Origin of the sequence: Gottfriedia luciferensis (genome assembly GCF_001712755.1) — a bacterium.
GTDB classification, from domain to species: Bacteria; Bacillota; Bacilli; order Bacillales; family Bacillaceae_G; genus Gottfriedia; species Gottfriedia luciferensis_B.
In genome coordinates, this window is sequence record NZ_MDKC01000033.1 from 126,401 (window position 1) to 142,540 (window position 16,140).

Annotated in this window: 16 protein-coding genes and 2 other annotated features; of the genes, 7 read left to right on the forward strand and 9 right to left on the reverse strand. The window is 33.6% G+C overall.

Annotation, left to right across the window (positions count from 1 at the left end):
• Nucleotides 1-82: 82 nt before the first annotated feature.
• The gene (gene ezrA / locus BED47_RS17105) at nt 83-1,783 is read right to left on the reverse strand and encodes a septation ring formation regulator EzrA (protein WP_069034628.1); all 1,701 of its coding nucleotides are present in this window, start codon (nt 1,781-1,783) and stop codon (nt 83-85) included.
• Between the two features lie 257 nt (nt 1,784-2,040).
• Nucleotides 2,041-2,688 (reverse strand): forespore capture DNA-binding protein RefZ, encoded by a 648-nt coding sequence (gene refZ / locus BED47_RS17110; protein WP_069034629.1) that lies wholly within the window; start codon nt 2,686-2,688, stop codon nt 2,041-2,043.
• A 147-nt stretch (nt 2,689-2,835) separates the two neighbouring features.
• On the opposite strand from refZ, the gene BED47_RS17115 reads away from it, so the two are divergent.
• Nucleotides 2,836-3,324 (forward strand): GAF domain-containing protein, encoded by a 489-nt coding sequence (locus BED47_RS17115; RefSeq protein ID WP_069034630.1) that lies wholly within the window; start codon nt 2,836-2,838, stop codon nt 3,322-3,324.
• A 722-nt stretch (nt 3,325-4,046) separates the two neighbouring features.
• On the forward strand, nt 4,047-4,649 hold the full coding sequence (gene rpsD, locus BED47_RS17120) for a 30S ribosomal protein S4 (RefSeq protein WP_056472146.1): 603 nt from the start codon (nt 4,047-4,049) through the stop codon (nt 4,647-4,649).
• A gap of 151 nt (nt 4,650-4,800) precedes the next feature.
• Here the strand turns inward: rpsD and BED47_RS17125 are convergent, their stop codons facing one another.
• The 6 genes from BED47_RS17125 to tyrS form a co-directional block, all read right to left on the reverse strand.
• On the reverse strand, nt 4,801-5,172 hold the full coding sequence (locus tag BED47_RS17125; RefSeq protein ID WP_254664611.1) for a hypothetical protein: 372 nt from the start codon (nt 5,170-5,172) through the stop codon (nt 4,801-4,803).
• A 135-nt stretch (nt 5,173-5,307) separates the two neighbouring features.
• Complete coding sequence (locus BED47_RS17130) at nt 5,308-5,889, reverse strand: YdcF family protein (protein ID WP_069034632.1); 582 nt, start codon at nt 5,887-5,889, stop codon at nt 5,308-5,310.
• A 206-nt stretch (nt 5,890-6,095) separates the two neighbouring features.
• A complete protein-coding gene (locus BED47_RS24435; protein WP_088013475.1) occupies nt 6,096-6,230 on the reverse strand; it encodes a hypothetical protein in 135 nt (44 codons plus the stop codon).
• Nucleotides 6,231-6,287: 57 nt separating this feature from the next.
• Nucleotides 6,288-7,667 (reverse strand): Na+/H+ antiporter NhaC, encoded by a 1,380-nt coding sequence (nhaC, locus tag BED47_RS17135; protein WP_069034633.1) that lies wholly within the window; start codon nt 7,665-7,667, stop codon nt 6,288-6,290.
• A 19-nt stretch (nt 7,668-7,686) separates the two neighbouring features.
• Complete coding sequence (locus BED47_RS17140) at nt 7,687-8,148, reverse strand: GNAT family N-acetyltransferase (RefSeq protein WP_069034634.1); 462 nt, start codon at nt 8,146-8,148, stop codon at nt 7,687-7,689.
• 184 nt (nt 8,149-8,332) lie between these two features.
• Nucleotides 8,333-8,575 (reverse strand) — a binding site (T-box leader).
• 4 nt (nt 8,576-8,579) lie between these two features.
• A complete protein-coding gene (tyrS, locus tag BED47_RS17145; RefSeq protein ID WP_069034635.1) occupies nt 8,580-9,836 on the reverse strand; it encodes a tyrosine--tRNA ligase in 1,257 nt (418 codons plus the stop codon).
• Between the two features lie 66 nt (nt 9,837-9,902).
• Nucleotides 9,903-10,134 (reverse strand) — a binding site (T-box leader).
• A gap of 187 nt (nt 10,135-10,321) precedes the next feature.
• Between tyrS and BED47_RS17150 the strand changes: the two genes are divergently transcribed.
• Nucleotides 10,322-10,897 carry a LemA family protein gene (locus BED47_RS17150; RefSeq protein WP_069034636.1) on the forward strand — a complete coding sequence of 192 codons (576 nt, stop codon included), beginning with the start codon at nt 10,322-10,324 and terminating at the stop codon, nt 10,895-10,897.
• Nucleotides 10,894-11,619 carry a TPM domain-containing protein gene (locus BED47_RS17155; RefSeq protein ID WP_069034637.1) on the forward strand — a complete coding sequence of 242 codons (726 nt, stop codon included), beginning with the start codon at nt 10,894-10,896 and terminating at the stop codon, nt 11,617-11,619. The genes BED47_RS17150 and BED47_RS17155 overlap by 4 nt, the downstream gene beginning before the upstream one ends.
• 46 nt (nt 11,620-11,665) lie before the next feature.
• Here BED47_RS17155 and acsA read toward each other — a convergent pair whose 3' ends face one another.
• Nucleotides 11,666-13,384 carry an acetate--CoA ligase gene (gene acsA / locus BED47_RS17160; protein ID WP_069034638.1) on the reverse strand — a complete coding sequence of 573 codons (1,719 nt, stop codon included), beginning with the start codon at nt 13,382-13,384 and terminating at the stop codon, nt 11,666-11,668.
• 180 nt (nt 13,385-13,564) lie between these two features.
• On the opposite strand from acsA, the gene BED47_RS17165 reads away from it, so the two are divergent.
• The 3 genes from BED47_RS17165 to BED47_RS17175 are packed head-to-tail and all read left to right on the forward strand — an operon-like array spanning nt 13,565 to nt 16,046.
• Nucleotides 13,565-14,197, forward strand: a complete 633-nt coding sequence (locus BED47_RS17165) for a GNAT family N-acetyltransferase (RefSeq protein WP_069034639.1) — start codon at nt 13,565-13,567, stop codon at nt 14,195-14,197.
• A gap of 35 nt (nt 14,198-14,232) precedes the next feature.
• Nucleotides 14,233-14,874, forward strand: coding sequence for an acetoin utilization AcuB family protein (locus BED47_RS17170; protein ID WP_069034640.1), 642 nt, complete (start codon nt 14,233-14,235; stop codon nt 14,872-14,874).
• Nucleotides 14,874-16,046, forward strand: coding sequence for an acetoin utilization protein AcuC (locus tag BED47_RS17175; protein WP_069034641.1), 1,173 nt, complete (start codon nt 14,874-14,876; stop codon nt 16,044-16,046). The genes BED47_RS17170 and BED47_RS17175 overlap by 1 nt, the downstream gene beginning before the upstream one ends.
• The last annotated feature ends 94 nt before the right edge of the window (nt 16,047-16,140 follow it).

Genomic DNA, 16,140 nt, shown 5'->3' on the forward strand with positions numbered 1-16,140 from the left:
TCCATATTGCTTGAGTCCATTTTTCATTATATCTGAAAACAGACGAAACCCCTAAGATTTTCATCTATAGGGGTAGTGTGTACTATTGTTCATTTAGTATTTCTTGTAATTTATCGATTGCACCAGGTTCAATTTTCTCAATTGAAACGGCAGCTTCTTCTAGAGCTTCATTATATTGAAATTCTCTAAATAATTGCTCTGCCTTGTCCATTGACGTTGCCATTTGTACATTTTTACTTCTATAGCGATTTCCATATTGTATCACTTTTTCTACGAAATATCCTTGTTCAATCATATATTTCGTATCATTATAACAAACATGTACTGCAGTTGCTGCTTTTTCTAGTAAAAATGATACATGCGCCATTTTTAATGGTTTTTTCTCTAATTCCAAATAAACAATTTGCATACTTTCTTGAGCATCTTGTATTTGTTTCATAGATGAAACTGGCATACCAGGCAAATTAGAAATTTGAACAAGACGTTTGACCTCTAACATTAATCGTTTCATTTCAATTAATTGATCACGAGCTTGTAATTCATCTTTTCGAAGTGCTTTTAGCATTTCAACATACATCAAATGAGATTCTTTAACATCTTCCATTTGCTTTTTTAGTAAATCTAATTCTTCTCTTATGACAGAAAATGCAAGGTCTTGTTCTGCTACACGAATCTGCAATAATTCAAAGCGTTTTGTAATGATACTAACTTGCTTTTCAACCATTTTTTGAGCTTGAGTATCTTCATCACTTAATTCATATATTTGCTGAACTAATTGAGTCTCTTCTTTTGTTTTTAAATTATCTTCTCGAATACTTTGAATTTCTTCCTGAGAAGTCCATATTTCTTTTTCTACTACAAATTTACTCTCTACTTCTTTTTCTAATAAATCATAGATTGAATCGACTTTTGCTTTCACAAATTCAAGCTTGTCATTCGCTTCTGTGATATCTAGTTTTTTAATTAATTCGACACATTCGATACATATTTTAGAACAATCGATTGTTTCATTTTCTAATGCTTCAAAATCAAGCGCATATCCTTCTGCTTTCATTTGCTTTAAACCATCAGTTAAATTATGTATTTGAGAGGGCATCGTAGTAGAAGATTCAATATATAAATCCGGTATGATTTGCATATTTGATTTCAATATATGTACTTGATCAGCAATTTCATGCACTAAGCCTCTTGCTTCTAAATAGTTTCCTTTTTCAGTTGTTTCATTAAATAATTGGATTTGTTGTTTGATATCATCCATTTTTTGTTCCAACTGAGTTTCAGAAATTGAATATAAATGACGATGAGTTAATAAAAGCTTTCTTTGCTCAAGATACTCTTGGTTTAATATTTCAATATCCGAATTATTTTGTTCTTCACTACCTACTAGGTCGCTTACCTCATTTAGAATTTTTTCGATGTTTGATTCTGCTTCAGTTAGGCTTCCTTCAATTTCACTAATCCCTGCTTTAGCTTTCATGAAATGATATTTATTAATCGCCTCATCTATTTCTGAGATCGAATCAGTTACTTTTGGTAAAAAAGTTGTAACTAGTTCATCCCAATCGGTTCTCCATTTATCAAAAAGCTCTTCCGTTTGGCCGGTCATATTTAAGGCCTTTAGCTTTGAAAGTTCATCCGTAACTGGCTTACTCATTAACTGCATTCTCCACGCTTCAAGTTCATCGAGTTTTTTGAATAAACGTTGTCGAATTGTTAAGGCTACAATCATTAATGCGATAACAATAGCTATTACGACTAAAATTACATAGAATGTCATTGTCATTTTCCCTGATGTACCTCCTTTTACTGCCTTCTGAATCTATTTATTTGTACGTTAATTTTTGAATTAATAAATTGCTCTTTATTTAGGTCATAGTTAATAATAACATGATAAAGTTGATTTTTGGCTTAATTTTTTCAATTTTTTCATATTTTTATCAAACTATAATAAATACTGTAAAAGCTTGTAGAAATTTCAGATTTTTAAACAACGAAAAACGCCTTTTCATTGTGATTTTTCACAATGAAAAAGGCGAACTTTTAGGATGAAAGTTCTACTCGAGTAACAAGTCTCTCATCCATATCGAATAGTGATTCGATCCATTTCTCTACATACTCTTTATATCTCTCAAAAAAATACAGATCATTTTGCTGTATATACAATACTTCATTTAAATAGCCTGGAAATAAGTACGGTGTTGAAAGGAAGGATTTTAATTGGACGAAAAAGACTGAAAATGGCATTGTTAGTTTCGCATTAGACATACGAATAGCATCATAAATTTGAGTAAAAGTATAACGCTCTCTTGCTAAATAGGTCATCATAATTTCACGAATGAAGACAGAGTCGATTGTCAACTCTCTGTAAAAAATAGAAGCATATTCCTTTTTTAAAAAGTAATAATTAAGTACTTCTCCAACAAGGTTCATTAAAATTAAATTTGCGTTTTTATCATACAATGACAAACAATGTTTATCTAAAATTTCAATATATCCTTCTAAAAAATCTACTATGATATGTTCAAGTAAACCTTGTTTACCTTTAAAATAATACGAAATCGTCGCAATATTTACATTTGCTTTTTTAGAAATATCCCTTACTGAAGTACCTTGGTATCCATTAATTTTAAATAACGTAAGCGCTGTCTCGATGACTTTCTTCTTTGTTGCAAGTTTATCTTGCTCCATACTCGTCACCCTCTTTTACAAACATCAATTCCTTTATTAATTAGCGAAATACTAATAAAATCCTCTACAAATCGGTCGACAAAATTACCAGTATTCTTTCGAAATATGCTATGATATTTCACATGAAATAGGGAAAGGGGTCTACAAATGTTTCAAAAAGTCGAATATTCAGGTACAAAAGAACAACAATATAATACTCTAACAGCTCAAGTTAAAGCCTTAATAGATGGCGAACATAACCTAATAGCTAATTTAGCAAATACATCTGCCTTATTAAATCAGTTTTTGCACCAAATAAATTGGGTAGGATTTTATTTAAAAGATGGCGATCGCAATGAATTAGTATTAGGCCCATTTGTAGGTCTTCCTGCGTGTGTGCGTATACCATACGGCAAGGGAGTTTGCGGCACATCTGCTCAAACAAAAACGGTTCAAAGAATCGATAATGTTCACGATTTCCCAGGCCACATCGCTTGTGATGCTGCATCAAATTCAGAGATCGTTATTCCTTTAATGCATAACGGTGAAGTAATTGGTGTATTAGATATCGATAGTCCGGAATTTAATCGCTTTGATGAAACGGATCAAAAATATCTTCAAGCAATCGTTAATTTAATTGAAGAAACAATTAGATAAGAAAATTTGATTTCTAAAGGAATCCTTTATTGGATTTCTTTTTTATATTGGGGTCAATATAAAAAATCTATCGTCTCCTAACTGAAAGACTATTGATAATATATTTTTTTAATTAACTTGCAAAAATTTAACATAATTAACGTCATTATTATTACAAATATCTTTTTTGAGGCACTATTTTTAATGCTTTGTAAGTCGTGGATTATCTATTACTTGCAACTAGATTACTAAAGCGAAAATCATACGTTTATAAGACAATTCTATTGTTTTTAAGATTATTCTTTTTTATTAAGAAGTTGATTGGAACGAAAGGGTGCTCGACTCCTATGGGATTAGCGGGAAGGCTAAAGACCCCGCAGGCTTGCCGAGGAGGCTCAAGAATCTCGCCGCCCCATGGAAAGCGAGCGCACTGTAGTGGAAATCATACCACAAAGCTTATTTATCAATGATAAGATTAATTGACAAAGTTCTTTTTATAAAAAGCTAAAAACAAAACTGCCCTTGACTATTTTATACTATCTGGTTATAATATTTTTTGTGTAAAATAACGCAGCGTTGTAAGCACAGGCTTGATATTTATTTTGTTCCTCTACTGTTTAAGAGGTGTCATCGCGTAACTCTGGCTGCTGGAGCGAGGATACATGAAAGCAAAATAAACAAACTGGGGCTACACGAACGTTTTTATTTTACTCCAAAATAAAAACTAAAGGAGGAGACACTCAATGTCTCGTTATACAGGATCTACTTGGAAATTATCTCGCCGTTTAGGCATTTCATTAAGCGGAACAGGTAAAGAATTAGAAAAACGCCCTTACGCACCAGGTCAACACGGACCTAACCAACGCAAAAAATTATCAGAATACGGTTTACAATTACAAGAAAAACAAAAACTTCGTCACATGTTCGGTGTTAATGAGCGTCAATTCCGTCGCACTTTTGATATCGCTGGTAAATTAACTGGTAAACATGGTGAAAACTTCATGATCTTATTAGAAACTCGTTTAGACAACGTAGTTTACCGTATGGGTCTTGCTCGTACTCGTCGTGCTGCTCGTCAATTAGTTAACCACGGCCACATCTTAGTTGATGGCAAACGTGTAGACATCCCATCTTTCCGTGTGAAAATTGGCCAAACTATCAGCTTACGTGAAAAATCACAAAACTTAGCTGTAGTTAAAGAAGCTGTTGAAGTTAACAACTTTGTACCTGAGTACATCACTTTCAACGCTGACAAATTAGAAGGTACTTTCAACCGCTTACCAGAGCGTTCTGAATTACCAGCTGAAATCAACGAAGCTCTTATCGTTGAATTCTACAACCGTTAATCATATCGCTTCTTAGAAAGCGATGAGAAACCACAATCAAATTTGATTGTGGTTTTTTTTATATTTATTTTACACCATAAAAAAAGCCCTCGACTTTACTCGAAGGGCTACTTATGCGGAATTGAGAGGTGTATTAAAATAACATTTTATTTTATTTTAATTTCACTACCGCTAAGTCATGTTGCATTGCATTATTACCTTCTTGAGGATCAAATGCAATGTCACTAAGTCCAAATACATTTACTACAACATCACGATCTTTCGGATGAAGAATTCTTACTTCATAAGCAAATAAAGCTGCTGGAAGTTGGAAAGATCTAAATGTTCTATATTGATTTGGTGGAATTGTTACTGTAGATGGGTCAACCATAGGAAGAATCACAGGTGAACCACTTGACCAGTCAAACATTAATACACTCACAGAACGTGAGTCATCCGGGTCAACATTAAGAGCTTCAACTGTTAAAAACTGAGTACTAGAATGTCTTCTTAATACGCCAGTTGATAAAAATTTTGACGACATCAACGTCACTCCTTTCATATTATTTGGACAAGCAAATCCATATAATATAAAATGTTTCAATCAGTAGAAATGAAACGGACATTGGTACAAATTTAATTCATAGTTTTTATAAAAATGATAGATTGCCTACAATGATTACATTTGTTTATAGTAGATAGCTTTTAAAATAGATAAACATTCTCTAAAGTATGCTGTCGGTATGATAACTTTTGGTGTTTTTGCAGGAAGTCCGACTACATTCAACCCTTGTTTTTTAGCCAATTTTAAAGATCTAAATAAATGATAATCATTTGAAACAACGACTACTTGAGCTTGATCGTTATGAATGAGCTTTTTTGAGAATTTCATATTCTCGTATGTATTTGTTGATAAATCTTCCTTCACAATTCGATCTTCTTCAATTCCTAATTTGATTAATTCAACCCTCATACATTCAGCTTCTGATATCAATTCATCATTACCTTTTCCACCTGAAACAATAATTTTTGCACTTTTATTTTCCTTAGCATATTTAGCTGCTGTTTCAATTCGATAACGTAAAGCTCTAGTAGGTTTATCCTTTTTCAAACCAGCGCCTAATACGATGATATAATCTGCATTTTTAGGTACTTTATGCTGATATTGTAAAAAGCTATTTATACCGATAAAAACGATACAGAATACATAACTTAGTATCCCAATAATAATTGTATATGTAATTATTTTAAAAAAGCTCATTACCTTTATCCCCTTAAATAAAATTACTTTAGCTTTTATTTTATCGGATAATTAAGTGGATTTCACTAAAATTTGAATATTGCATAAACATTTAACATTATTCCTCATAAAAAGTTAGACTACAAATAAAAAATCCCCTATATGAAAAGAAATGGATGGATGTCCTTTCTTTCATATAGGGGATTGATTCAAAATTATTTATTCAACTATCTAGGATACTTTTCGCCCATTGGATTATGTTGATCCTTTGAAAGCCTTTTTTGATGAGCTTTCGTTTTTGCATCTACATGATTTGCATCACTAGGACGATTTTTCTTTGAACCACCTGCTGCATGACTCATTTTTTTCCCTCCATTAACCAGTTCGTACAAAAACTAGTTTACGTAGAAACAATTTGTTTATGCGACTTTTCTTGAACTTTCTCCTTTATTTTCAACTTCTAAACCTTTACCCAATAAAGCGGCTAACATACTGAATAATGGTGTAATAAATAATACGAATGCAAACGGTAAGTAATCAATAACAGGTACTCCCAATGTTGAAGCGAAAAACGCTCCACTTACACTCCAAGGAACGATTGGATTAAAAAGTGTTCCACCATCTTCTAATGCACGTGATAAGTTTTTAAGTGGTATATTTTTTTTGATAAATACATCCTTTAATAATTGCCCAGGAAGTAGAATTGATAAGTATTGTTCACCTGTTAAAAGATTTACACTCATTGCAGATAATGTACTTGCAATAACAATATGCCCGTTACGTTTCAAATTAGATAATGACTGTATTAATGTCTCGAATACACGTAGCTCTTGTAATAATCCGCCTAGAGCAAGTGCAATAAATATTAATGACACAGACCACATCATTGATTGTAATCCTCCACGGTTAACAATGGAATTAAGCATTTCGTTCCCTGTATCCGTTTGGAATCCATTTTGTAATGTTGTAAACACTTTTGCAAGTGTAATATCTTTTTGAATGAAAAATGCTAAAACTAATGAACTAACAATACCAGCCGACATCGTTGGTAAAGTTGAAAAACCTCTAAATGCCATTATAAAAACAATTAAACATGGGATTAATAATAACGGATTGACTTCAAAGCTAGTTGAAATTGCTTTTTTCATTTCTGTAACTTGCGCCATATCTGTATTTCCATGACCCATACCGATGATTAAAAATAATATAACTGTAACAATTAATGCTGGAATTGTTGTATATGCCATGTGTCGAATATGTTCATTAACCTTTATTCCTAAAATACTTGGAACGAAATTCGTTGTATCTGAAATCGGTGACATCTTATCACCAAAACACGCTCCACTAATAATCGCACCTGCTGCAATTGCTGGTGGAATCCCCATTATATGTGCGATTCCCATTAACGCAACACCAACTGTAGCGATTGTTGTAAAAGTACTACCAGTAAAACTAGCAACGATGATTGTAATAAAAATTGCACTGATCGCAAACCACTTAGCTGAAAGAACCGAAATTCCGTAAAATAATAATGTAGGTACTGTACCACTTAGCATCCAAGAACCGATTAATAGACCGATCATCATTAAGATTAATGTAGGTGACAAGCCATTTTGAATACCCTTTTTCATACCATTTTCAATCTGCTCCCATTTAAACCCTTTAAATAATCCAAATACAGCTAAACAAACAACACATAAAAGAAGCGGAATTTGTGGATCTGATTTTAATATAACTAGACAACTAGACATAATAACTGCAAACAGTGCGATTAACGCACCTAATTCAATCTTTTTCATTTTATATACTCTCCCTTTTTTATACATCCATAAATACGTGTTCACGAAACTTTACGAACCCAAGTTTCTCATAAAAACTACTTGCATTTTTATTTTCGATCCAATAATCTAGCTCAATTCTAGAAAGATTATTCTCACGAGCAAATGAAGCAATTTTATGAATTAAGAAAGAACCGTATCCTTTATTTCTTTTTTCTTCTTTAATACTTATTTGATGAACATAACCTAGCCGAAAAGCCTTTTTAATCGGTCCTTCAGGTATATGTTTTATTTCAATCCAAGCGTATCCGACCAATTCTTCAATATCTTTTACTACGAAAAAATGATGATCTGATTTATCAACTACACCCTTGAAAAACTCAGTTATCTCCGCTAGATTGTGAACCTTAAAAAATTCTGGAAACAATTCAGCATGTAAATTTTGTACATCTTCATTAAGTTTTGCCAATATTCGGTAATCTTTTGTTGCAAAAATCTCCATGATTGTCACCCTTTCAAAAAAAAATAAAGAAAACTCGTTGTTTGATGAGCCTTTTAGGCGATGGCAAAGACGTAGTTGCACTTATACTCTTTATTCCTAGAATTGGCTACTACGTCGAGCAAGGATCATCGCTGCCAATTTATACCTATTAAAGTGCAATAAAAAAAGAGGCCTCCCTATATAAAATAGGGACGACCTCGATCGCGTTACCACCCTAGTTATAAGAATTAATACTATGACTAATAAAAATTCTTATCACTCGAATCTGTAACGTAGACTTACGTTCTTCCCTTCATTAGATCAACTAACTACGAAAAGAAAACTCCCGAAATGTAATTCATTTGATTGTGTAGACGAGTTTTCACCAACCACTCGCTCTCTGAACTACTTCCAACCAAACTACTGCTTTTTCGTTCACTGTTTGTTCGGTATTATAATGTAACCAAGTGGTATTTCTTCTTACCACGACGGATAATAATAAATTGCTCTTCAATTGCATCTTGTTTAGTTAACACAGTTGCAACGTCCTGTATACGATCTCCATTTACATAAACAGCACCGTTTTGTACATCTTCACGTGCTTGTCGTTTTGATGGAGAAATTTTTGCTTCAACTAGTAAGTCTACTAATCCTTTTTCTGCTTCACTTAAATTAAATGAAGGCACGTCTTTAAAACCTTGTTTAATTTCAGCAGCCGTTAATTCTTTTACAGATCCACTAAATAATGCTTCTGTAATTTTAATTGCTTGATCAAGAGCAGCTTCACCGTGAACAAGTTTTGTTACTTCAGCAGCTAATGCTTTTTGAGCAACACGTTGTTCTGGTGCTTCATTAAATTGTTTCTCTAGCTCTAAAATTTCTTCTTTTGTTAAGAAAGTAAAGTATTTCAAGTATTTAACTACATCACGGTCATCTGTATTAATCCAGAATTGGTAGAATTCGTATGGAGTTGTTTTTTCTGGATCTAACCAAACTGCTCCGCCTTCTGTTTTACCAAATTTAGAACCGTCAGCTTTTGTTACTAAAGGTACTGTAAGACCAAAAGCTTTTGAATCTTCTTCTGTCTTACGGATTAATTCCATACCCGCTGTAATATTACCCCATTGGTCACTACCACCAATTTGTAATTTACAGTTATGGTCTTGGTATAATTTTAAGAAATCATATGATTGTAAAATCATGTAACTAAATTCAGTAAATGAAATACCTGCTTCTAATCGAGATGCAACTGAATCTTTAGCTAGCATGTAGTTTAATCCGAAGTTTTTACCGATGTCACGTAAGAATGTAATAACATCTAATTCGCCTGTCCAATCAAAGTTATTAACTACTTTAGCAGCATTATCACCTTCGAAGTTTAAAAATGGTAATAATTGTGTACGAATTCGTTCACTGAACATTTTTACTGTATCAGTAGTATTTAACGTACGTTCTGCCTTCTTACCGCTTGGATCACCGATCATTCCAGTTGCTCCACCTACTAAACCAATTGGTTTATGACCTGCAACTTGGAATCTCTTTAACATTAACACTGGTAATAAGTGACCAATGTGTAAGCTATCACCAGTTGGGTCGAAACCACAATATAATGAAACAGATTCTTCGCTTAATAATTTTTGTAGACCTTCTTCATCTGTCATTTGGTTAATTAATCCACGAAATTCTAAATCTTGTAAGATATTTTCCATTTTTAGCCCACCCCTTCTATGCTCTATACGTCGTTTAAACAAAATAAAAAGTCCCTACTGATAAACAGTAGGGACGAATAATTATAATCGCGGTACCACCCTAGTTGTAGCTAATAAAACTAGCTACCTCTCATACAATTAACGGCTGTTAACCGTTCTAATCCTAATTTGCATTAAACAAATTTCGAAAAAGAATGCTCCAGGTTGTAATTCGTGTCAATGTCTGTGCTAATTCTCACCAACCATTAGCTCTCTGATCCAATACCATTCACACTACTAAGCCTTTCAACGCTCACTATTAAAATGTTATGAAACATTTATATCACAAATAAAACGTTTAAGTCAAATAGATAATTAAATTTTTATTAATTTTATTTAAATTGTCATTCAATATTTGAATAAAAATGCTTTATATCAAATAATATGGTTAAATATTAATACTAACATCTTTAAAAATACATATTTTGGAAATGGAGTGTTTTTTCTTGAAGAATAAAGGAATATGGATTGCTTTAATTATTGTAGTCGTTCTAATCTTTATGGGTGTCGGAAGCTATAATAGCTTTGTGACTCAAGAAGAAAATGTAACAAATAAAATGTCACAAGTTGATAACCAACTAAAACGTCGTTCAGATTTAATACCAAACTTAGTAAATACAGTAAAAGGATATGCTACACAAGAGAAAGATGTGATTGCATCAGTAACAGATGCACGCGCAAAATTAGCTGGTGCTCAAACGACTGCTGATAAAAGTAAAGCTGATGCAGAATTGTCTGGAGCGCTAAGTCGTCTATTAGTAGTCGTTGAAAACTATCCTGATTTAAAATCAAATCAAAACTTCCAAGCATTAATGGATAGCCTAGAAGGAACTGAAAATCGACTAGCAATTGCTCGTAAAGATTATAATGATGCAGTAACTGTTTACAACCAAAAAATCAAAAAATTCCCGGGTGTTCTAGTAGCTGGACCTTTTGGATTCGAGAAGAAGGATTACTTTGAAGTATCTGAAAAAGATAAAGCTACACCTGAGGTTGACTTTAGTGGCGATGGTAATAAATGAGAAAATTTCTCTCAACAATATTCCTAATAGGATTTCTTTTTTCATTTGCTACAGCAGCAAATGCTGAAATTAAAGTACCCTCTCAAGTGGGAGACATTTATGTACAAGATTATGCAAATGTTCTTAACAGAGAAGATTCACAAACTCTAATTCAATTAGGGAAAAAGTTAGAAGACACTACCTCCGCTCAACTTGCGGTATTAACAATCCCAAGTCTGGAAGGAAATGATATTAAAGAATATGCTAATACAGCATTTCGAAAATATGGTTTAGGTAATAAAGAGAAAAATAATGGTGTTCTTTTGTTATATGCTAAAAAAGACAGACAAATAAGAATCGAAGTAGGATATGGTTTAGAAGGAGTTGTAACGGATATTAGATCTGGTAAAATTTTGGACCAGAGCGCTATTCCATATTTGAAAAAAGGTGAAGAATCTCTTGCAATAACAAACACATATAAATCACTATATAATGTTATTTTAAATGGCTCTGAACAAACTGGCCATTCTAAAACAAGTAATTTATGGGACAATTTAAAAGTATTCATCATCATTGCAATAGTGATAGGGATCATCATCATTGATATGATGTTCTTTAATGGTGTACTAACTTATTTCATTTTGAATTTATTACCTGCACTATTAAGCTCTTCAGGTGGCGGTGGCCCAAGAGGCGGTGGCGGAGGAAGCTCCGGCGGTGGTGGCTCCGATCGAAAATTTTAGAACAACAAAAAACCATTGGATTTTTTCCAATGGTTTTCTTTTTTTATTAATCTTCCATTGTTGATAAATCACCAGTTGGAAGGTCTAACTCCCATGCTTTTAATACTCTTCGCATAATTTTTCCGCTGCGAGTTTTTGGTAATTTATCACGGAATTCGATTTGTCTAGGTGCTGCATGAGCTGCTAGTCCTAGTTTTACAAAGTTACGGATTTCTTCCTTCAATTCATCTGAAGCAACATACCCATCTCTTAGCGCAACAAATGCTTTAATGATCTCACCTCTTACAGGATCTGGTATACCGATTACACCAGCTTCTGCAATCGCAGGATGCTCTACAAGCTTACTTTCTACTTCAAATGGACCAACTCTCTCACCAGAAGTCATTATTACATCGTCTACTCGACCTTGGAACCAGAAATATCCATCTTCATCCATATACGCTGAATCACCTGAAACATACCATTCATCATTTAAGAAATATGATTGGAATTTAGCTTCATTATTCCAAATTGTGTTCATCATTGATGGCCAACCCTTTTTAATTGCTAGATTTCCCATCGTATATGGAGCAACTTCATTACCGTTATTATCAACAATAGCTGCTTCGACTCCAGGGAATGGTTTACCCATTGAACCTGGGCGAATTGGCATACATGGATAGTTACAAATTAATGAAGCTCCAGTTTCAGTCATCCACCAATTATCATGGATTCGTAAATTAAATACTTTTGCTCCCCAACGAACTACCTCTGGATTTAAAGGTTCACCAACACTTAAAATATGTCGAAGTGAACTTAAATCATACTTATTAATAATGTCTTCCCCTGAACCCATCAGCATACGGAATGCTGTTGGAGCACTATACCAAACTGTAACGCCGAATTCTTGAATTGTTTCATACCAAGCATCTGGACTGAAACGACCTCCTAAGATTACGTTAGAAGCACCATTTAACCAAGGTCCAAAAATACCGTATGAAGTTCCAGTTACCCAACCTGGATCTGCTGTACACCAATATACATCATCATTTTGAAGATCCGTCACCCATTTACCAGTTTGATAGTGTTGGATCATCGCTTGTTGAACATGAAGTACACCTTTTGGTTTACCAGTTGACCCAGAAGTATAATGCAAAATTAAACCATCATGGCGATTTAACCATGTAATCTCAAAATCTGATTTCGCTTCTTTATAACGAGCTTTAAAATCTACAAATTTACCGCCTTCCTCAACGTCATTACCGATAAGGAAGATTGTTTTTAACGCAGGTAGATCATTAACTGGAACACGTGATAATAATTCTGGCGTTGTGACTAATACCTTTGCTTCACTATCCTCTAGACGATCCTTTACAGCACCTTCCATAAATGCCTCGAATAAAGGACCAACAATAGCACCTAATTTTAAAGCTCCTAAAAGTGCAAAATACAATTCTGGTTGACGAGGCATGAAAATAAATACTCGATCACCTTTTTCAACGTCACCGAATTGTTTTAAAACATTTGCAGCCTTATTTGAATTAATTTTCATTTCTTCAAACGTATATTTTTCATTTCGCTTATCATCTTTGTAATACAAAGCAACTTTATCTTTTCGATCAGAATTTGCATGACGATCGATAGCTTCAAAAGCCATATTATACTTTTGTGTTGTATACCAAGAAAACTCTTTTTCTACATCTTCCCATTTAAAATTTTTATAAGTTTCCTCATAGTTTTTTAAATTAAATTGTCCGTTTTTTACAGGAAGCGCTTCCACCTTCATATAAATCCCTCCTTGATATTCTCTACTATCATTATACAATGATAAGATTTAATTTTCAGTATTTTTAATAAATTGCCCATTTATATGTATTAGACACATACTGTTTTTTTTCCTGTATGTCTTTCTTGCATTTTTTAGTATGATTATTAAAAAGGTGTTTACTAAAGGGAGTGAGAAATATTGGATCACCCAAAAAAATATTTTTCAAAAACAATCCAAACTGTGCATGGTGAATTAATTATAGAGGGACCGGTCGAATCTGCCTTACTTGAAACATATCATTTTCATGAAAATTTAACATCTTTTAGACAACCAGCACAGCAACACAAAGCAATTGTTGAAATTGCTAGTCTACCTGAAGCTAGAATTATTATTGCTAGACTCGATCAAACAATAGTAGGTTACGTAACTTATTTGTATCCAGACCCACTTGAAAGATGGTCAAAAACAACTCTAGAAAATTTACTCGAGCTTGGAGCAATTGAGGTTATACCTGAGTTCCGCGGTTTTTCAGTTGCTAAAAATATGTTAATTCTCTCAATGCTAGATGATGCAATGGAAGACTATATCATTATCACAACAGAGTATTATTGGCATTGGGATTTAAAAGGCACTGGTTTAAACGTATGGGAATATCGAAAAATGATGGAAAAAATGATGAATGCCGGTGGACTCATTCAATTTGCAACTGATGATCCTGAAATCTGTTCCCATCCAGCAAACTGTTTAATGGTCAGAATGGGAAAACGAGTAACAACTGAAGAAATTCAAGCATTTGACGCACTACGCTTTTTACAAAGATATATGTACTAATTGAACTTTAATCTCGAAAGGTAGGATTCAAAAAAATGCTTATTCAAGATATTATGCGCAGTTCAAACATTACTTTAAAAAAAGAAAATACAATCGGTGAAGCAGTAACAATTTTTCGAACAGGTGAAGTTCGTCATATTCCAATCATTAATAAAGATGATCAAGTGGTTGGAATCATTTCTGATCGAGATGTACGTGATGCCCTACCTTCAACATTATTTCCACAAGCATTTTCATCTGTACTTGAGGTTCCTGTTGAAAAAATTATGACTACTAATGTCATAACTTGCAGTCCAATTGACTTTGTTGAAGAAGTAGCAACATATTTCTATCAATATAAAATAGGCTGCTTACCTGTCGTATCTAGCGGAAAATTAATAGGACTTGTCACTGAAATTGATGTATTACACACTCTAGTAACTTTAACAGGAACATATCAACCTAGCTCCCAAATAGAAATCTTAGTCCATGATCATCCAGGCATTTTAAGTGACGTTGTTAACGTATTTTCAAAAGAAAATATTAATATTGTAAGTGTCCTTGTTTACCCTGCAAAAGAAGTGGATCATAAGGTTCTTGTATTTAGAATTCAAACGATGAATCCACTTTCAATCATTCAAACTTTAAAAACTGAGGGATATAAAATTCTTTGGCCAAATGAAGCGAGTGACTCATGATGAAAAAGGATGCATATTTAATATATAGCGAAGAATACCATGCCTATCAATTCAATGAAAATCATCCATTTAATCCGATTCGCTCTCAATTAGTTTATGAACTATTAACATCTAGTAATCTATTAAATGGCGCTGATATTATTCCACCAAGATTAGCAACAGATGATGAGCTGCTCCTTTTTCATGATTTACAATTTATCGAACAAGTTAAAAAAGCAAGCCGCGAACCTGTTAGCGCAAATATCGCTGAACAATTTGGGCTTGGAACTGAAGATACACCCATTTTTAAAAATATGCACGAGGCCAGTTCTTTAATCGTTGGTGGCACTTTAACAGCAGTAGATGCTGTACTAGAAGGAAAATCCAACCATGCTTTTAATTTAGGTGGTGGACTACATCACGGTTTTAAACGAAAAGCCTCTGGTTTTTGTGTTTATAATGACTGTGCAATCGCCATAAAATATATTCAACAAAAATACGGTTTAAAGGTATTATACATAGATACGGACGCACACCATGGAGACGGAGTTCAGTGGGCATTTTATGATGACCCGACTGTTTGCACACTCTCAATCCATGAAACTGGTAGATATCTATTTCCCGGTACAGGTGCCGTAACCGAAAGAGGACAAGGTAAAGGTTTCGGTTATTCATTTAACATTCCAATTGATGCATTCACCGAGGATGAATCATTTCTAGTAAGCTATAAAAAAGCAATAAGTGAAATAGCTCAATACTTCAAACCAGATGTAATTCTCACTCAAAATGGCTCTGATTCACATTATTACGATCCATTGACTCATCTATGTACAACAATGAAAACATTCGAGGAAATCCCAAAAATCGCACACGAAATCGCTCATAAATATTGCGATGGTAAATGGATTGCTGTTGCTGGAGGAGGATACGATTACTGGAGAGTAGTACCAAGAGCTTGGTCACAAGTATGGCTAGCTATGACAAATCAACAACCAAGTTCAAACCTAATACCGGATAGCTGGGTAGAAAAATGGCAGAAAATTTCTAATGTTAAGTTACCTACAACCTGGACAGACAATCCATCAATCGTAAAGCCTATTCCAAGGAAGAAGGAAATAGAGGAGTACAATGAACAAGTCTTATACCGTGCACTTGAGCCATTGCACATTCAGCAAAAAAAGCCTTTTATTTAAATACTACGCGCCGCTTGAGAGGGTATCTCGACGGCGTTTTTTAATTTCGGGTGGATTTTTGATCTTGAATTAGTAAACTTCAATTTAAAAATGG